16 protein-coding genes are annotated in these 17670 nt (G+C 59.5%); 11 read left to right on the top strand and 5 right to left on the bottom strand.

What is annotated here, in order from left to right:
• Positions 1 to 44: 44 nt before the first annotated feature.
• Complete coding sequence (locus P2W41_RS05815; RefSeq protein ID WP_292897062.1) at positions 45 to 1550, bottom strand: sigma-54 dependent transcriptional regulator; 1506 nt, start codon at positions 1548 to 1550, stop codon at positions 45 to 47.
• Between the two features lie 157 nt (positions 1551 to 1707).
• Between P2W41_RS05815 and P2W41_RS05820 the strand changes: the two genes are divergently transcribed.
• The 11 genes from P2W41_RS05820 (at position 1708) to P2W41_RS05870 (ending at position 13261) form a co-directional block, all read left to right on the top strand.
• Positions 1708 to 3567 carry a M3 family oligoendopeptidase gene (locus P2W41_RS05820; RefSeq protein WP_404934552.1) on the top strand — a complete coding sequence of 620 codons (1860 nt, stop codon included), beginning with the start codon at positions 1708 to 1710 and terminating at the stop codon, positions 3565 to 3567.
• A 19-nt stretch (positions 3568 to 3586) separates the two neighbouring features.
• The gene (locus tag P2W41_RS05825; protein ID WP_404934553.1) at positions 3587 to 4717 is read left to right on the top strand and encodes an aminodeoxychorismate synthase component I; all 1131 of its coding nucleotides are present in this window, start codon (positions 3587 to 3589) and stop codon (positions 4715 to 4717) included.
• 14 nt (positions 4718 to 4731) lie between these two features.
• On the top strand, positions 4732 to 5016 hold the full coding sequence (locus P2W41_RS05830) for a YciI family protein (protein ID WP_292897058.1): 285 nt from the start codon (positions 4732 to 4734) through the stop codon (positions 5014 to 5016).
• A gap of 94 nt (positions 5017 to 5110) precedes the next feature.
• Positions 5111 to 6556: a homospermidine synthase gene (locus P2W41_RS05835; protein ID WP_292897056.1), complete on the top strand. Its 1446-nt coding sequence runs from the start codon at positions 5111 to 5113 to the stop codon at positions 6554 to 6556.
• Between the two features lie 139 nt (positions 6557 to 6695).
• Positions 6696 to 7079, top strand: a complete 384-nt coding sequence (locus P2W41_RS05840) for a hypothetical protein (RefSeq protein WP_292897054.1) — start codon at positions 6696 to 6698, stop codon at positions 7077 to 7079.
• A 144-nt stretch (positions 7080 to 7223) separates the two neighbouring features.
• Positions 7224 to 8477 carry a phenylacetate--CoA ligase family protein gene (locus P2W41_RS05845; RefSeq protein WP_404934554.1) on the top strand — a complete coding sequence of 418 codons (1254 nt, stop codon included), beginning with the start codon at positions 7224 to 7226 and terminating at the stop codon, positions 8475 to 8477.
• A 190-nt stretch (positions 8478 to 8667) separates the two neighbouring features.
• Positions 8668 to 9663: a DctP family TRAP transporter solute-binding subunit gene (locus tag P2W41_RS05850; protein ID WP_292897051.1), complete on the top strand. Its 996-nt coding sequence runs from the start codon at positions 8668 to 8670 to the stop codon at positions 9661 to 9663.
• Positions 9664 to 9766: 103 nt separating this feature from the next.
• Entirely contained in the window at positions 9767 to 10462 is a 696-nt protein-coding gene (locus P2W41_RS05855) for a TRAP transporter small permease (protein ID WP_404934555.1), read from the top strand.
• Positions 10463 to 10467: 5 nt separating this feature from the next.
• Positions 10468 to 12084, top strand: coding sequence for a TRAP transporter large permease (locus P2W41_RS05860; RefSeq protein ID WP_404934556.1), 1617 nt, complete (start codon positions 10468 to 10470; stop codon positions 12082 to 12084).
• Positions 12085 to 12351: 267 nt separating this feature from the next.
• Positions 12352 to 13026 carry a GNAT family N-acetyltransferase gene (locus P2W41_RS05865; RefSeq protein WP_404934928.1) on the top strand — a complete coding sequence of 225 codons (675 nt, stop codon included), beginning with the start codon at positions 12352 to 12354 and terminating at the stop codon, positions 13024 to 13026.
• 34 nt (positions 13027 to 13060) lie between these two features.
• Complete coding sequence (locus P2W41_RS05870; protein ID WP_292897045.1) at positions 13061 to 13261, top strand: hypothetical protein; 201 nt, start codon at positions 13061 to 13063, stop codon at positions 13259 to 13261.
• A 16-nt stretch (positions 13262 to 13277) separates the two neighbouring features.
• Here the strand turns inward: P2W41_RS05870 and P2W41_RS05875 are convergent, their stop codons facing one another.
• The 4 genes from P2W41_RS05875 to P2W41_RS05890 form a co-directional block, all read right to left on the bottom strand.
• Positions 13278 to 14429: a nickel/cobalt transporter gene (locus tag P2W41_RS05875; RefSeq protein ID WP_292897043.1), complete on the bottom strand. Its 1152-nt coding sequence runs from the start codon at positions 14427 to 14429 to the stop codon at positions 13278 to 13280.
• 3 nt (positions 14430 to 14432) lie between these two features.
• Positions 14433 to 15098 carry a DUF1007 family protein gene (locus P2W41_RS05880; protein WP_292897041.1) on the bottom strand — a complete coding sequence of 222 codons (666 nt, stop codon included), beginning with the start codon at positions 15096 to 15098 and terminating at the stop codon, positions 14433 to 14435.
• A 70-nt stretch (positions 15099 to 15168) separates the two neighbouring features.
• Positions 15169 to 16071: a LysR family transcriptional regulator gene (locus P2W41_RS05885; protein ID WP_404934557.1), complete on the bottom strand. Its 903-nt coding sequence runs from the start codon at positions 16069 to 16071 to the stop codon at positions 15169 to 15171.
• 11 nt (positions 16072 to 16082) lie between these two features.
• Positions 16083 to 17270, bottom strand: coding sequence for an amidase (locus tag P2W41_RS05890; protein WP_404934558.1), 1188 nt, complete (start codon positions 17268 to 17270; stop codon positions 16083 to 16085).
• Between the last annotated feature and the right edge of the window lie 400 nt (positions 17271 to 17670).

The raw sequence follows: 17670 nt of genomic DNA on the forward strand, positions 1-17670 counted from the left end.
CAGGGTAAACAGGGAGTTAAACTCTGGACTGTGACCTTAAGGCCTCAATCGTCTTTTGCGCGTGTGCGCTCGGCCGGATCGATGCCCATGTCTTTGAGTTTCCGGTAGAGGGTTGAACGCCCGATTCCCAACCGCCGGGCTATCTCGCTCATCTGACCGCCGTAGTGATCCAGAGCAAATCTGATGATATCGCCTTCGATCTCCTCGAGCGGGCGCACATTGTCGTTTTCGTCCAGAACGGCGATCTGCCCGGGGAGATCACGGGGGGCAGCCGGCTTGTGCTGCAGGGTCTCTTGCGCCGCCAGATGTGCAGTGCGGGCACGGCCGGCAGTCTCAATGCCGCCATTCAGCGTTTCATAGGGATCAAGCCCTTCGACCTGGGCGAAGATCTGCGGAAAGTCCGCGACATCAAGGACACCCGTTTCGCAGAGCACCACAGCCCGGAAAACCGCGTTCTCCAGTTGGCGAATGTTGCCAGGCCAGTCGTAGCGATCAAGCAGTTCGAGTGCGGTTCGCGAAATGCCGGTGACGCGGCGTGCCGCACTGTCGCTGAAGCGGGCGATGAAGGTCTGCACCAACAGAGGGATGTCATCCTTTCGGTCGCGCAGCGGAGGCACCATGATCGGAAAGACATTGAGGCGATAGAAGAGGTCCTCGCGAAACCGGCCCTCCTTTACGCGTTCGATCAGGTTCTGATTGGTGGCCGAAATCAGGCGAATGTCCACTTTCTGCGTGCCGCGCCCGCCGACCGTGTCCACCTCACCCTGCTGCACTGCCCGCAGGAGCTTTACCTGGACGTCGAGAGGGAGGTCGCCGATCTCGTCCAGGAAGAGCGTTCCCGTGTCAGCCTCGGTGAACTTGCCGGCTCGCTTTTCCGTGGCCCCCGTGAAGGCCCCCTTTTCATGGCCGAAGAGGATGCTCTCCACCAGCGTGTCGGGGATCGCCCCGCAATTGACCGTGACAAAGGGCTTTCGCCGCCGCCGGCTTTCGCTCTGAATTGCTCGGGCGATGACCTCTTTGCCAACGCCGGATTCGCCTTCGATCAGGATGGGGATGTCGCTGGCAGCCGCCTTCTGGCCCAGCATAATAACCCGCGCCATCGATGGGCTGTTGGTGATCAGCTGGTTGAATGACGATGCTTCCGCCGGTTTTTCGCCCCGGCGCTGGCGAGTTTCCATGGCGCTGACCCTAAGGGCATTGCTTATGGCTATGCCCAGCCGGGCAGGAGCCACGGGCTTTACAATGAAATCGAAAGCTCCGGCGCGCATGGCTTCGACGGCGGTGTCTATGCTGCCGCGGGAGGTCTGGACGATGACCGGGATTTCGGTCCCGTCTCCGCGAAGACGGTCAAGCATTTCCAGCCCACTCATATGCGGCATCACCAGATCAAGCACGATCGTACACGGTGGCTTTTCTGCCTGTTCCAGTACGTCCAGTGCTTCCTGACCGTTTTCTGCAAAGAGGGGAGTATGTCCCAATTTCTCGACCGCCGCCTGAAGAAGGCGTCGCTGAACAGGGTCATCATCCACTATGAGAACGGCTTCGGACATGTCGCAATTATGCAATGGCGTTACGATATCGCGCGCAGTTTTTCGGCGCGGGCTGGATCAAAATGGCATAGGCTTCTAAACAAGGGCTCAAGAATCCCGGTGAACGAAACCTTTCGGCACCGCGGGAAGACAGCGATTTCGGCTCAACGAGGTTTATATGGCCAAGAACACTGACAGGGCATCATGCCCTGCGGCAACGGATGCGGCGCTAGCGGCTGAAAACGCAGTTTCTGAACTCGGCAACCTGCCAGAGTGGAATCTGACTGACCTTTATCCGGCGATCGAGTCGCCTGAATTGAAGCGCGATCTCGATCGCGCTGCGGCGGAAGCTGCCGGTTTTGAGACCGCCTGGAAAGGCAAGCTGGCGGACGAGGCAGCCAGAGGAAATGAGGGCAGGCTTGGCGAAGCCGTTGAAGCCTATGAGGCAATTGAAGAACTGATGGGCCGCATCGTGTCCTATGCGGGGCTTCTCTACGCTGGCGACACTTCCGATCCCAAACGTGCAAAGCTTTACGGAGATGTGCAGGAGAAACTGACGGATGCGAGCGCGCATCTCATCTTCTTTACACTGGAGCTCAACAAGATCGACGATGCCGTGATCGATGCGGCGCTGGAAGCGGATGCCAGGCTTGCGCGCTACAGGCCCTGGGTGCTCGATATCCGTCGGGACAAGCCCTACGAGCTGGAAGACAGGGTCGAACAGCTCTTCCACGAAAAGTCGGTAACCGGGCGAGGCGCCTGGAACAGGCTGTTCGACGAGACCATGACCAGCCTTCGATTCACCGTGGACGGGGAAGAGCTGGCGCTTGAACAGACGCTCAACCTGTTGCAGGACGCGAACGGGGAGAAGCGTCGTAGCGCTGCCGCAGCCCTGGCAGACACGTTTTCCAGGAATTTGCGTACTTTCACGCTGATCACCAACACGCTGGCCAAGGACAAGGAGATCTCCGACCGGTGGCGCGGTTTTGAGGATATCGCTGATTCCCGCCATCTGGCGAACCGGGTCGAGCGGCCGGTGGTGGACGCGCTGGCCGAAGCGGTGCGAAACGCCTATCCGAAGCTTTCGCATCGCTATTACGCCCTGAAAGCCAAATGGCTCGGCATGGATGTTTTGAACCACTGGGACCGCAATGCACCATTGCCGGAGACGCCACAGGCGGTGATAGGCTGGGAAGAGGCCAGGAAGACGGTGCTTGATGCCTATCAGGCTTTCGATCCGCGCATGGCAGAGATTGCGAACCGCTTCTTCGATCACAACTGGATCGATGCGCCCGTGCGCCCTGGAAAGTCGCCGGGAGCCTTTGCGCATCCCACGGTGCCGGCTGTCCATCCATATCTGCTGCTCAACTATCTCGGCAAACCGCGGGATGTCATGACGCTGGCTCATGAGATGGGGCATGGCATCCATCAGGTTCTGGCTGGAAAGCAGGGAGCCTTGATGGCTCCAACACCTCTTACACTGGCCGAGACGGCGTCGGTGTTCGGCGAAATGCTGACATTCCGTTCCCTGCTCGATCGGACGACCCATAAGCGAGAGCGCAAGGCCATGCTGGCGCAGAAGGTGGAGGACATGCTGAATACGGTTGTCCGCCAGATCGCTTTCTACGAGTTTGAGCGGAAGGTGCATGCAAAACGCCGTAGCGACGGGGAGCTGACCTCGGACCAGATCGGTGAATTGTGGCTCGACGTCCAGAAAGAATGCCTCGGTCCATCCGTAAAGCTGCGCGAGGGCTATGAGACGTTCTGGACCTACATTCCCCACTTCATCCATTCGCCTTTTTATGTCTATGCCTATGCTTTCGGCGATTGCCTGGTGAACTCGCTCTTTGCGGTTTATCAGCAGGCACCGGAGGGGTTTCAGGACAAGTATTTTGCCATGCTTGAAGCCGGCGGCACGAAGCATCATTCCGAACTGCTTGAGCCTTTCGGGCTCGATGCCAGCGACCCGGATTTCTGGAGCAAGGGTCTTTCGGTGATCGAGGGTCTCATCGACGAGCTTGAAACGCTCGACGGCTAGGACAGGTTTCTCAGACGCAATGCCCGGACAAATTCGGGGGCAGGTCCTTATTCGCGATGACGCTGCTGGCCGGGAGCTACACTTCTCCCGACCACGCGCTGTTCTTTCCGCATCGGATGCCGAGACATTCGACATCATGCTCGACCGGGCCGAGAAGATCCGGCGCGAAGGGTTCTGGCTGGCCGGATACATTGCCTATGAAGCCGGGTACCTGCTGGAGCCGAAATTGAGACCACTTCTGCCAGAAGGACGGTGTGGGCCGCTTGTGTGCTTCGGCGTTTTCGATCCGCCCGAGGACCGGCCGATTGTTACAACTGTCGTGGGGGATGGCACGCTTTCCGACGCCAGGCCGACCTGGAGCAGCACGGAATATCAGAGCCGTTTTGAACGCCTTCACGCGCATTTGCGGGCGGGTGACTGCTATCAGGCGAACCTGACCTTTCCCATCAAGGCGCGCTGGCGTGGGGATCCTGCCCGGCTTTTCGATGCACTCGGTGCACGCCAGCCTGTGCGATACGGGGCGCTGGTGGAGCTTGGCTGGCCGGTAATCGTCTCCCGTTCGCCGGAACTGTTTTTTCAGGTTTCGCGGGATGGCTGGGTCGAGACCCTGCCCATGAAGGGGACGGCGCCGCGCGGGGCGACGCCCGAAGAGGATGCGGCGCAAAAAACCTTCCTGCGCAACGATCCGAAAAACCAGGCGGAAAACCGCATGATCGTCGATCTCCTGCGCAACGACATCTCCCGCATCAGCGAGGTAGGAACCCTCGATGTGCCCGAGCTATTCCGGGTGGAAAGCTATCCAACCGTCCATCAAATGGTCAGTCGTGTTCGCGCGAAACTCCGGCCGGATGTGGGTTTTCGCGACATCTTTGCCGCCCTCTTTCCATGCGGTTCGATTACGGGAGCACCGAAAATCCGGGCCATGGAAATTCTTCATGCGCTGGAAGCCGCACCACGCGAGGCCTATTGCGGGGCGATCGGCTGGGCCGCACCCGACGGCACGATGCGTTTCAACGTGGCGATCCGCACGGTTTCGCTCTTTGCCGGTGGGGAAGCCGTCTACAATGTGGGCGGTGGGGTGGTGTTCGATTCCACTGCCGAAGGCGAATATGAAGAAGCGATGCTCAAAGCGCGCTTCGCGATGACCTGAAAAGGGGATGGGTGATGTTTGTCGTATCGTTGCGCTACGTTGTGCCGGTGGAGCAGGTGGAGCCGCATATGGAGGGGCATATGGCCTGGCTCGAGGAACATTACGCGAGTGGGATGTTCATGGCTTCGGGACGCAAGGTGCCAAGAACTGGCGGCGTCATCCTGGCGCGCGGCGAGCGTGAGCGCATTGAAGCCTGTGTCGCCCAGGACCCGTTTGTGGCGAATGGTTTGGCCGAAGCAGAGATCATCGAATGCGCCATTTCACGCGCCATCGAAGGCCTTGATGCGCTTAAGGAATAGCAAAGCCTGGGCGAACCGGATCAGCATTTGCGCTTTATTGTGACACGCTTCTGTGTTTTGGAGGCTCAACAGTTCTGTTTAGGAGAGGCGCGTAATGGCTGACAGGAAATGGCCCATCCATGGTGAAATCACCGGTCCGATCGTGATGATCGGCTTCGGCTCTATCGGGCGGGGTACGCTGCCGTTGATCGAGCGCCATTTCAAGTTCGACAAATCGCGCATGGTCGTGGTGGATCCGAATGACGCGGATCGCAAGCTGCTGGACGAGCGCGGCATCCGCTTCGTTCAGGCGCATGTCACAAAAGACAATTACAAGGAACTGCTCAGGCCGCTCCTGACCGAAGGCGAAGGGCAGGGTTTTTGCGTGAACCTGTCCGTGGATACATCTTCACTGGATCTGATGAAGCTGTGCCGGAAACTGGGCGTGCTCTATATCGACACGGTGGTGGAGCCCTGGCTGGGCTTCTATTTCGATGACAAGGCCGACAATGCCTCGCGCACCAACTATGCGTTGCGCGAGACAGTACGCAGCGAAAAGGCAAAAAATCCGGGTGGCACCACCGCCATTTCCACCTGTGGCGCGAATCCAGGCATGGTTTCCTGGTTTGTCAAACAGGCTCTGGTGAACCTTGCCGCCGATCTCGGGCTCGAATTCGCAGAGCCTGGCGTGGATGACCGCGAAGGCTGGGCAAAATTGATGAAGGCCTGCGGCGTGAAGGGCATACACATCGCCGAACGCGACACGCAACGCACCAAAAAGCCCAAGCCGATGAACGTGTTCTGGAACACCTGGTCGGTCGAGGGTTTTGTCGCGGAGGGATTGCAGCCGGCGGAGCTGGGCTGGGGCACGCATGAAAAATGGAAGCCGAAAAACGCGCGCAAGCAGAAGAAGGGCAACAAGGCTGCAATCTTTCTTGAGCAGCCGGGCGCCAACACGCGGGTCCGCAGCTGGTGTCCGACACCGGGTCCGCAATACGGGTTTCTCGTGACCCATAATGAGTCGATCTCGATCGCCGATTTCTTCACCGTGCGTGACAAGAAGGGCAAGGTCGTCTATCGACCGACCTGCCATTACGCCTATCACCCCTGCAACGATGCGGTGCTTTCGCTGCACGAAATGTTCGGAGCAGAAGGAAAGGCGCAGCCGGAGCAGCACGTGCTTGACGAAACCGAGCTGGTTGACGGGATGGATGAGCTCGGTGTCCTGCTCTATGGGCACAAGAAGAACGCCTACTGGTTCGGATCGCAGCTTACGCTTGAGGAGGCCCGTGAACTCGCGCCGTATCAGAACGCGACCGGTCTTCAGGTGACGTCGGCGGTGCTCGCGGGGATGGTGTGGGCGCTGGAAAACCCTGAAGCGGGTATTGTCGAGGCCGATGAAGTGGATTACCGCCGCTGTCTCGAGGTGCAATTGCCGTATCTGGGACCCGTGAAGGGATACTATACCGACTGGACGCCGCTTGAGGGCAGACCCGGCCTTTTCCCCGAGGATATCGACGAATCCGATCCGTGGCAGTTCCGCAACATTCTCGTGCGTTGATCGTTGAAATGCGTGCTTTGCTTGCATTGACGACAAAATCGGGCAATTGGAATGGATATTGCCGGGTCCTGAACAGGGCTGGGCCCAATCGAAGGCGCGCTGCCGGTCGTGTTCGGTGGTGCGACAGGAGGCCAGAACCATGAAGACAAGCAAAATTCTGACGCTTGCGACGGTCGTTTCAGCACTTGCGCTGGCCGGCTGCCAGACGGTTATGCCAGACGGTGGCGGACAGCGCGCAGCACGCCAGACCGGTGTCGAAGGACAGTGGATGGGTACGGACGGTGTGGCTGTGTCGACCCTTCAGGGCGGCCGCTTCAGCTCGCGGGCGGTGGAGACCGGCGAGGTCCTGACGGAAGGCTCCTACTCGCATCGTGGGGCGCAGACCATCGATCTTTCCTTCTATTCGTTGAAGAGTCAGCGGCAGACCTCAGCGACATGCCTTCTGGCATCGAGCGACCGTATGAACTGCACGCTGGCCAATGGTACGAATTTCGTCCTGACGCGCACTGCCGGCGTTTCCTGATCGAGAACATGACTATGGCAGGCCGCAAAGTGCGGCTTGCCTTTCTCGCGTTTTCCGACCGGCTTTCGATGCATGACCTTGGTCGGCCTTGCCCGCGGGGGGCGATTGTTGCGATAACATGCTCAAAACCCTTCGGGAGGAGCCATGTCCCCGCATTTCGACGCGCTGGAAATTCGTGATCCAGCCGAGCGCGAACGTGACCTGTTTTCAAGGCTGCCGGAATTTTTGAGCGGTGCCGTGGCCAAGGCAGATGGGCTTGCGAACTGGCTTTCAGGGCATGATCTCTCCGGCATCGTAGATCGTGCGGCCCTTGCGCGCCTGCCGGTCCTGCGCAAACCGGAACTTCTGGACCTGCAAAAGGCGTCTCCGCCGTTCGGCGGTTTTGTCGATCCCGACGCGCTGGAGGGCGCGCGGATTTTCATGTCCCCGGGGCCGATATGGGAAATACAAGGCGCGGGGGCCGATCCCTGGCAGGCCGCGCGTGCCTTTTTTGCCGCTGGCGTGCGGCCGGGGGCGCGAGTTCACAATGCATTCGCCTATCATATGACACCGGGCGGCTTCGTGCTGGATACGGGCGCGCGTGCGCTGGGGTGCAGCGTGTTTCCAGCGGGGACGGGCAATACGGACATGCAGGTGGAGGCGGCGGAGACCTTTCGACCGGATGTCTATGCCGGAACGCCGGATTTTCTGCAGACGATGCTCGAACGGGCGGATCGCGACGGCAGGGACCTTTCGTCGATCCGGATTGGTCTGGTTTCCGGGGGGGCTCTTTTTCCTGCCATGCGCGAAGCGTATCGCGCGCGGGGAATTCACGTGATGCAGTGCTATGCGACGGCCGAGTTCGGTGTGATCGCCTATGAAACCTCCGGGGCTGACGGGGCACCGCTCCCGGGCATGGTGGTGAACGAAAACCTGATCGTGGAAATTGTTCGGCCCGGGACCGACGATCCGGTTCCCGATGGGGAGGTGGGCGAGGTGGTGGTGACCTCGCTGAACGAGTCCTATCCTCTGGTGCGGCTTGGCACGGGTGACCTTTCAGCCGTTTTACCCGGCACAAGTCCGTGCGGTCGGACCAATATGCGGATCAAAGGCTGGATGGGGCGCGCCGACCAACGCACGAAGGTCAAGGGCGTGTTCGTCGACCCCAAACAAATCGCCGAACTCACCCGCAGGCATGCTGAGATTGAGCGGGCCCGGCTCGTTGTGGCACGGGATGGCGCGAGCGATGCCATGACCCTGCATGTGGAGGTGCTTGCCGGCGCCACGCCAAACGCCACCGCCATCGAAACGACGCTGCGCGATGTGACCAGGATCGGTGGCCGCGTGGTCCTGGCTGAACCCGGTAGCCTGCCGCGCGATGGCAAGGTGATCGCCGACGAACGGGAATACTCAGACTAAAGCATAAGGGAGAAAATGGGGAGGCAGTTCCCGTCTCGCTTGATTTCGCTCTGCCTGTATCACAGGATACATTTGCAATGGCGCATCGGCGCGGAGGATCGCCCATGCCTTGCCAGAAAAGAAACAGGCGGTGACAGGCCGCGATTTTTCGGCCGCAGCATTCTGCGGACCGCGGAGTGGAGGAGACACCATGCGACTTCTGATCGGTGCCGTCTCGGCGCTTTCCCTGACCATGTTTGCAGGGCAGGCCCAAGCCCAGTGCGACGACGGCGAAATGGTTATCAAGTTCAGCCACGTGGTTGCCGAAAAAGGCCATCCCAAGGGGGATGCGGCGACGCTTCTGGCAAACCGGGTGAATGAGGAAATGAACGGAACCGCCTGTATGGAGGTGTTTCCGAATTCGACTCTTTATGACGATGACAAGGTGATGGAGGCTCTGCTTCTTGGCGATGTTCAACTGGCTGCTCCTTCTCTTGCGAAGTTCGAGGCCTACACGCTCAAATATCGCCTGTTCGACCTTCCTTTCCTGTTCCCCACACTGGAGGCGGTGAACAAATTCACCACGTCAGATGACGGACAAGGCCTTCTCACCGTGATGGAAGACGAAGGCTATACGGGCCTTGGTTTCTGGTCTTCCGGTCTCAAGCAGTTCTCGGCCGGGAAGCCGCTTCTGGAGCCGCAGGACGCGGCGGGACTCAAGTTCCGTGTTCAGACCTCCGACGTCGCCGTTGCCATGATCGAGGCAATGGGCGCTTCGGCGCAGAAACTTGCTTTCAAGGAAGTCTATGGCGCACTTCAGACGGGTGTCGTGGATGGCCAGGAAAACAGCTGGTGCAACATTTACACGCAGAAATTCTTTGAAGTGCAGGACGGTATCACCGAGACCAATCATCAGCTTCTCGCCTATCTCCTGGTGACTTCTACGGAGTGGCTGGAGGGTCTTGATCCGGCGGTGCGCGACCAGTTCGTCACCATTGTTCAGGAAGTGACTGAGACGGCCAATGCCAATGTTGCCGACCAGGAGGGAACCTGCCGTCAGAACATTCTTGATGCCGGTGGCACGATCCGTGAACTGAGCTCTGAGCAGCGCGCGACATGGGTCGAAACCATGAAGCCCGTCTGGGCGAAGTTCGAAGGTGATATCGGCAAGGAACTGATCGATTCAGCTGCCGCAAGCGGCTCCTGACGTTTCAGTCTTTCCCGACGCGACGTCTCCCCTCGTCGCGTTATGCAGGGCCGTCCGCTGCGTGCGGGCGGTCTTGTGGCAGGCGATCTTCGGGAGGGAAATCATGGTTCTGTTATGGCCGGCGCTCGGGCTCGTGGCAATCGTGGCCGTCATGTTCCTTCTGGAACGGCGTTTTCCCAATGCGGTCGGGCGGTTTGAAGAAAACGTGCTAGCCATACTTCTGGCGGCGATCACATTTGTCTCTTTCACCCAGGTTATTGCCAGATATGGCTTCAACAGCGGCTGGGGCGGTGCGCTCGAGTTCACGCGTATCCTGTTTGCGTGGATGATCCTGTTCGGGATGAGTTATGGCGTGAAGAACGGCATTCATCTGGGGGTCGATGCTTTCATCCGGCTGCTTCCTTCCCGGTTGTTCAAAGCGGTGGCTATTTTTGGCGCCGTCTGTGTTTTTCTTTACGCCTTCATTCTTCTCTATGCAGGCTGGATGACACTGGTGGGGGCCGATGTGTCGACCAATTGGCGTCAAACGGGCGCCATTGGCTACTGGAAGTTCATGTTCGACCGCGGCACCGGGCTCGATGATCTTCGGTATCCGCTCTGGATGCAGGAGGCGTTCGGGCTACAGGATCGCGTACAACGCTGGGTGGCCTATCTCATGTTACCGATCGGCCTTGCTCTCCTTGCATTTCGCGCTCTTGAGGGCGTGGTGGGTATCGCCAGGGGCGAGCGCGACCTGATCATTGCCGGCCACGAGGCAGAAGATCTCGTTGCCCAAAACAAAGATGCCCTGAAGGAGTAGCGGCGATGGAACCAGCCATTCTTTTCGTCCTCGTTCTGCTCCTGTTGTTTCTGGGGGTGCCGGTAGCGGTGGCCCTGGGGCTCTCGTCTCTCATCATCATCGCGTTCTTTTCAAGCGATTCCATTTCCTCGGTGGCGCTGCAGCTTTTTACTGCGTCGCAGAACTACACGCTTCTGGCGATCCCTTTCTTCATTCTGGCCTCGGCTTTCATGTCTACAGGTGGCGTTGCACGGCGCATCATCCGGTTCGCCATTGCGTCCGTCGGTCATTTTCGTGGCGGTCTGGCGATGGCTTCAGTGCTGGCATGCATGATGTTCGCCGCCCTTTCCGGTTCGTCGCCGGCAACGGTGGTTGCGATTGGTACAATTGCCATCGCCGGTATGCGGCAGGTTGGATATTCCAAGGAGTTTGCGGCCGGCATCATCGCCAATGCCGGCACTCTCGGGATTTTGATACCGCCATCCATCGTGATGGTCGTTTATTCGGCGGCGACGGATGTCTCTGTCGGGCGCATGTTTCTGGCCGGTGTGGTGCCGGGGCTCGTCGCAGGTCTGATGCTGATGGTTGCCATCTATGTGATGGCACGGGTCCGCAACCTGCCGGCGGAGGAGTGGAAGGGTTTTCACGAGATTGTCGAGGGCGGCAAGGAGGCGGGCTGGGGCCTCTTTTTGATCATCATCATTCTCGGCGGCATCTATGGCGGGGTTTTCACACCCACCGAAGCGGCTGCCGTTGCCGCTGTCTACTCGTTTGCGGTGGCACTGTTCGTCTATCGCGACATGGGGCCAATGAAGAACGAACGGTGGGTGAAGGAGGCAGATGGCCCGCGCGCAAAGGTGGGATTTTCGGCCACGGTCTATGCGCTCGCATTCTTCTTTGTCTGGATGATCCTGAGTTTCTTCCTGACAGCAGATTGGGAAGGGGTGACGCTGCAGGGACGCACGGTGACCGGGCTCTTCCTGTCTTTGGCGGCGATGGTGGCTTATGCGTTGTGGCGCGGCAGGGGCGGACCCGCGGCGCTGCCGGGGTTGCTCCTGGCAAGCCTGCCGATCTGGCGGCGCAATCTGAGCCTGATGGGCCGGAATTTCCTGCGCGCCTTCTTCAATGAAGAGACACGGAAAGTGACGGTCGATGCTGCGCGCACAACGGTCATGCTGATGTTCATCATCGTCAACGCGCTGCTTTTTGCCCATGTGCTTACGGCGGAGCGCATCCCCCAGGCCATCACCGGTCTCATGGTCGACGCCGGATTCACCTGGTTTACTTTCCTGATCGCCGTGAACCTGCTTCTGCTTCTGGGTGGCCAGTTCATGGAGCCCTCAGGACTGCTCCTTATCGTTGCGCCGGTCGTTTTCCCTATCGCCATGGAACTGGGCGTGGATCCGGTCCACCTTGGCATCATCATGGTGGTGAACATGGAAATCGGCATGATCACGCCGCCGATCGGGCTTAATCTGTTCGTGACAAGCGGCATAACCGGCATGAGCCTGATCCAGGTGGTGCGTGCGGCGGCGCCATTTGTGGCAGTTCTGTTTATCTTCCTGATACTGGTTACCTATATGCCGGTTATGTCAACATGGTTGCCCTACAGCCTTATGGGGCCTGAGATCGTGACAAGGTAATTGCGATTTGAGGGATTCCGTTAAGTAAACGTTAACGATTGGGCAGTTAGGATTCTGACTGTCGGATCGGCTTTCCTCCTCCCAAGCACGGTTCGAAACGGGGCGGCCGACCAGTGGCCGCCTCGTCCGTTTCTATCTCATGCTTCTTCACGCGTTGCCTGGCGCAGGTCCGCATGTCCTGCTGGGCCTTTCATGCGGCGCGCCACCATGCTTTGCAGAATGATGACAAGGCTGGGCAGAGCACAGGCAAGGCTGGAGAACATGCGTATGCAGAACGATCTTATTCACTGGAGCACCAGACCGCGCCCGGAACGCAGGGTGCTCGAGGGACGTACCGTCAGGCTCGAACCCCTTGACCCGGTGCTCCACGGCAACGGTCTTTATGCCGTATCCACGGTTGCCGACGCGGATGAGCGATTTCGCTGGCTGGCAGAATATCCGCCGGAAAGCGAAGAGGCTTTCAGGCCTTGGCTTGAAAAGGCGGCCGAGAGCACCGACCCGTTCTTTTACGCAGTGATCGACAGGGAGACAGAACGAGTCGGCGGCCGGCAGGCGCTGATGCGTATAGACCCGGCCAACGGTGTTATCGAGGCCGGTAACATTTATTGGGGACCGGGGATATCGCGCAGCGTGCGGGCGACCGAGGCGCTCTATCTGTTTGCCCGCCACATCTTTGATGATCTTGGGTACAGGCGCTTCGAATGGAAGTGCAACAATGCCAATCTGCCTTCGCGTCGCGCCGCAGAACGGTTTGGTTTCAAGTTTGAGGGCGTCTTCCGTCAGCATATGATCGTAAAGGGCGAAAACCGCGACACGGCCTGGTTTTCGATACTCGACAGCGAATGGCCGGCGCTAAAAAGTGCATTTGACGCATGGCTTGATCCGGCCAATTTCGATAAGGAAGGCCGTCAGAAGAAAAGGCTGGAAGCTTTCAGGGACTGACCCTGGAGCTCGGCGAGCAGACAGGCAGGATCCTTTGTCGGAAAATCGCAAGGCGGCGGTCGCAGCCGCGCTCATCCTCATCGGTTTTGGTGTCGTTGCCTATCTGATGCCGCGCATCATGCTCGCCATCGGCGCCTATTCGCCCTGGGTCGCGGGTGTGGTTGCCGTCCTGTTTGTACTGGCATTTTTCATGGTCTTCTGGTTGCGCGCCCGCGTCCAGCGGAAGCGCAACTGATACAGCTGACCGGGGGTCACGCCGCAAGGCTTGCGGCAAGGAGCGTCAGGCCCAAAACCAGTACAAGGCCAGCGCCGCCGATCTCGATGGCGTTGTGAACGCGGTTGCTCGCACGGTTGCCACCCGACAGTGCCACGGCCCAGTTCTTTGCTGTCACAGCGAGTGTTGCCAGAACCGAAACAGTGATCGCCGTTCCAATGGACATGGCCAGAACTGAAAGAACGCCACCAAGCCAAAGGCTGTTCAGAAAGGCGAAGGTGAGCACGATCAGGGCGCCCGAGCAGGGGCGTATACCTACCGCGGCAATGGCAGAGCTAGCGGTTTTCCAGTCAAAACGCTCTCCCGTCAGCAGACTCGGGTCCGGCGCATGTGCGTGACCGCAGCTGGGGCAGACATCACCGGGACCGTGGTCATGCGCGTGTTCGTGCCCGTGATGATGCTCATGTCCGCATGTGTGATCGTGCGTGTGATGGTCATGACCGTGCTCGCAGGTGGAATGGTCATGATGATCGTCATCAGCAGCATGCACATGATCATGGGCGTGTTCATGGACGTGCGCTGCTGAAAGACTGTGCATTGCCGGCGCGACCCGGGAATGCGCTACCGCGGTGGCGAGGGGTGAAGCACGGGTACGCATCAGACCTGAGAGCTTGCGCCAGAGGAGCCAGGCACCAAAAGCGGCGATCAGGCCGAAGCTGACAGTTTCAAGAAACCATGCGGCATCGGTCATGGAGATTGATGTGCCGCGCAAAGCCAGGAAGACAACGCCCATCAGGATGACGGCCGTCAGACCCTGTAGAAGTGCAGAGGCGAAGGAGAGGATCACACCGCGCCGTAGCGCGACCTCATTGGCCAGCATATACGAAGAAATGACGGCCTTGCCATGCCCCGGACCGGCTGCATGGAAAACACCATAGGCAAAGGAGAGGCCGATAAGAACCCACAGTTTGCTGCCATCGTCGCGCATCGCCTTCAACGCGCCGGTCAGAGTGCGATAAAACGCCTGCTGGTGAGTGTTGATCCATTGCAGGGTGCCGGCAAACGGGCCGGACGGGGTGATGGCGGGTTCGGCCGCTCCAATGCCGAGCGAACTCTGCGCCATCGCCGCACCCGCGGCCAGTAGGGTAATCGCTGCGGAAGCGATGACGACACGGCGGAATGGAAGCATGGGTCAGCTATCCTTGCTGCAGTTTAACTCCAGGCGGGTCGCGAAAATCTGGCTCATGTCATTGCCGGTCGGATCGTTGAAGAAGGCTTCTGTCAGGGTCTGCTGATTTTGGGCGATCGCTTCATCAGGATCCGGTCGGACAACGCTACTGGTGCAGTCAGCCGGGAGATTGTTGACGGTCATATAGCTGTCTTCAACGAAGTCGATGGCTGTGTAGAAGGTCGGGTCGTAGACGCCGAAGGCGACTTCGCCGACAAGGAGAAGGGGCGCTTCGGGTTCGGATTCAAACAGGATGATGAGCTGGTTATCGACGAAATCGGCCACAAGCCGTTCGGGGGCCTGCATGGGCACGTCCTTGCCGCCTTTGGTGACAAGCTGAAAATAATTGAAATCGGCAAGCGACCCGTGAACCACATTTGCCACTTCTTCGAGTTCCGCCTGATCGAGCACAAGATCCTGGTTTTTGTCGAACTCGACCAGAACCGTGCTGGAGAAAAGGTCGTCGAAGCGCCAGACATGATGCAGGGACGTTACGTTTCCCCCGGCATCGACATTCACATCGAGCCGTGCTTCGGCGAACACGTGTGGGTGAGCAAAGGCGGGGGTGGCGCATACAAGGGCAAGAAGGGTGGCGCCAACTCCGGGCGTGAAATTCCTGCGAATCGGCATATGCAACAGTCCTGCTCCCAGATCGTCCGTGCTGTTATGTACACGAAACCGGCGGAAATTGGACGGGGTGTTATTTGTTGGGGTAATTTTCTTTCAGCCACTGCGCGAGAAAATCCACAAAGGCACGGACTTTTGCGGGCAAATAGCGTCGGTGCGGATAGATGGCATAAATCCCGGCACCGTCGAAGCTGTTCTGCTCGAGCAGGGGCACAAGACGACCGGCGCTGATTTCCGGATCTGCGATAAAGTCCGGAAGGATCGCGAAACCCAGGCCGGATAAAGCTGCTGCCCTGGCCGCCATGGGGCTGTTTACCTCCAGGCGCCCGGTGACCGGGACATTCACGGTTGTGCCATCTTTCAGTCTGAAGGGCCAGTTCTGGCGGTAACGGCTGTTGGTGTCCACGATGCAGGGTAAATGGGTGAGCTCCTGCGGCGTACCCGGTTCGCCATGACGGGAGATCAGTGCCGGAGAAGCGCAAAGCACCACGCGGAACGGGGCCAGCCGCTTGGCGATCAGCGAGGAGTCGGCGAGCTTGGTGATGCGAATGGCGAGATCGAACCCTTCTTCGACCAGGTCCACGAAACGGTCGTCGAGATTGATTTCAAGCGTGACGTCTGGATGCGCGCTGGCGAAATCGATGAGCGATTGACCGATGGGAGCATCGGCAAATGTACGCGGGGCGGAAAGCCTGATCCTGCCGCGAACATCGCCGGAGGAATCACGCACCGCTTCGGCAAGGTCCTCGACGTCCCGCAACAGTTCCACGGCTCGGGCGAAATAGGTATGGCCGGCTTCCGTAAGCGACAATTGCCTTGTGGTGCGGTTGAGCAGAAGCGCGCCCAGTTCATCTTCGAGCTCGCGGACATATTTCGACAGAAGCGCCTTCGATTTTCCGACTTTTCGGGCGGCGGCGGAAAAGCCTTCGGCCTCGACTACATCGACGAATGCGCGCATGCGGCTGAGTGTGTCCACGAGAGTTTCCTTCAGCTTCCGGAGAGAATATCGGCGGCGATGCGGATGAGCTGCCGGTCGCTGCCGGCGGGCCCGAGAAGTGAGATGCCGAAGGGGGCATCATGCACCTGGCCGAGAGGGAGGGTAATCTGAGGCCAGCCGAGCAGGCCGGCGATGGCGGTGAGTTTGAGCGCCAGGCTTCGGTAGCGGTCGAGCTCTTCCCGCGTTGCATTCTTCATCGGGGCCACGGTCGGCTGGGTCGGCATGACCAGCACCATGTCGTGATCGAACAACGCGGCGAAATCCTGCTGGAAGCGCTGGCGTTCGGCGCGCGCCTCGGCCACCGCAGCAAGGCTGATGCGGCTGCCAAACTCGAAACGTTCCCGGACACCGGGACCGAGTTGCGGTTTCGCGGTCCGGATGAACTCGCCATGCACCTGCCACGCCTCGAAAGCCTGAATGAGACGGAAACACTCAAACAGCCTGTCCATGGAGCCGGGCAGCGCGAGGAAGGCAGCTTCGCGGTCGAAATGGTGCATGACTGTGGCAAGCATCGTGCCATAGGACGTGCGCTCCTGCTCACCGAAGAGAAGCGCCTCGAATTCGGAAATGCGAACCGGGCGCACGAGAAGATCCCTGTGCGGGTCGCTCCCAAGCAGCACTTCGCCAACCCGTGCATAGGCGACGGCGTCACGCGCGAACCAGCCAAACGTGTCAAAGGAAGGAGCGAGCGGCATGGCTCCCTCGAGGGGGATGCGCCCGTGCGTCGTGCGCAGCCCGATCAGGCCGCAATATGAAGCGGGCGCGCGGATTGAACCATTCGTGTCGGATCCGGCGGCGATGTCAGCGAGCCCGCCAGCCACCGCGGCCGCCGAACCGGAGGAAGAGCCGCCGGTGAAACGCTGCGGCGCGGCGCGATTGACCGGAGCAGGGTGGTGAGCGTTCTGCCCGATCATCGAGAAGGTCAGTTCGTCGGTCTGGGTCTTGCCGATGAAGCGGGCGCCCGCATCGAGAAGACGCTGGATCGCTGGTGCCGTGTTCGGGGCGCGGGGATAGCATTCAGCGCGGCGCGGATTGCCGCCACCGGTCGGATATCCCGCCACGTCGAAGATATCTTTCACACCAAGTGTCAGACCTGCCAACGGTCCCTCGCCACTGGGAGGAGGAGATGTGTCCGGGTAGGCGAGGAAAGCGTTCAGCGTATCGCGCATCTTGATCATCGTCGTTTTCCTCATCGCACCGGAGCGTCAAAGGTCGGCATTCACGCGCTTTTTTTCAAGGACATAAAATTTTTCATTGATTGTGACAGCCGTTGCGCCTATATCCGCGCTGCCCAAAGTCGCACGTGCCTGTGGGTGTCCGCCGGGCCTCGAAAATGGCGAGGAAACCGGTACGGTACCTGGACCTAACCGCTCCAGTCGGTCTGATGGCCAACCATCAAACCGAGGACATCTTGAAGCAACGACGGTGCGGGCCTTTCTGGTGTCTGCCGGCTGTCCAAAAGCCGGGGTTACTGAAGAGGCACACCTTCATTGCCGGCAGTGCGGTTGGGGTCTCCCATCCAAAGCTGAGGCAGACAAAGCGCATCTTCGCCGCGAGGCGGAAGTGCATCGTAGCGCG

The sequence above is a fragment of the Nitratireductor sp. L15S-10 genome (assembly GCF_045011005.1).
Taxonomy (GTDB): domain Bacteria; phylum Pseudomonadota; class Alphaproteobacteria; order Rhizobiales; family Rhizobiaceae; genus Nitratireductor.

Excerpts from the sequence above, each read along its gene's own strand:
- P2W41_RS05815 (WP_292897062.1), bottom strand. The coding sequence starts at position 1,550 with ATGTCCGAAGCCGTTCTCATAGTGGATGATGACCCTGTTCAGCGACGC.
- P2W41_RS05820 (WP_404934552.1), top strand. The coding sequence starts at position 1,708 with ATGGCCAAGAACACTGACAGGGCATCATGCCCTGCGGCAACGGATGCG.
- P2W41_RS05825 (WP_404934553.1), top strand. The coding sequence starts at position 3,587 with ATGCCCGGACAAATTCGGGGGCAGGTCCTTATTCGCGATGACGCTGCT.
- P2W41_RS05830 (WP_292897058.1), top strand. The coding sequence starts at position 4,732 with ATGTTTGTCGTATCGTTGCGCTACGTTGTGCCGGTGGAGCAGGTGGAG.
- P2W41_RS05835 (WP_292897056.1), top strand. The coding sequence starts at position 5,111 with ATGGCTGACAGGAAATGGCCCATCCATGGTGAAATCACCGGTCCGATC.
- P2W41_RS05840 (WP_292897054.1), top strand. The coding sequence starts at position 6,696 with ATGAAGACAAGCAAAATTCTGACGCTTGCGACGGTCGTTTCAGCACTT.
- P2W41_RS05845 (WP_404934554.1), top strand. The coding sequence starts at position 7,224 with ATGTCCCCGCATTTCGACGCGCTGGAAATTCGTGATCCAGCCGAGCGC.
- P2W41_RS05850 (WP_292897051.1), top strand. The coding sequence starts at position 8,668 with ATGCGACTTCTGATCGGTGCCGTCTCGGCGCTTTCCCTGACCATGTTT.
- P2W41_RS05855 (WP_404934555.1), top strand. The coding sequence starts at position 9,767 with ATGGTTCTGTTATGGCCGGCGCTCGGGCTCGTGGCAATCGTGGCCGTC.
- P2W41_RS05860 (WP_404934556.1), top strand. The coding sequence starts at position 10,468 with ATGGAACCAGCCATTCTTTTCGTCCTCGTTCTGCTCCTGTTGTTTCTG.
- P2W41_RS05865 (WP_404934928.1), top strand. The coding sequence starts at position 12,352 with ATGCAGAACGATCTTATTCACTGGAGCACCAGACCGCGCCCGGAACGC.
- P2W41_RS05875 (WP_292897043.1), bottom strand. The coding sequence starts at position 14,429 with ATGCTTCCATTCCGCCGTGTCGTCATCGCTTCCGCAGCGATTACCCTA.
- P2W41_RS05880 (WP_292897041.1), bottom strand. The coding sequence starts at position 15,098 with ATGCCGATTCGCAGGAATTTCACGCCCGGAGTTGGCGCCACCCTTCTT.
- P2W41_RS05890 (WP_404934558.1), bottom strand. The coding sequence starts at position 17,270 with ATGATCAAGATGCGCGATACGCTGAACGCTTTCCTCGCCTACCCGGAC.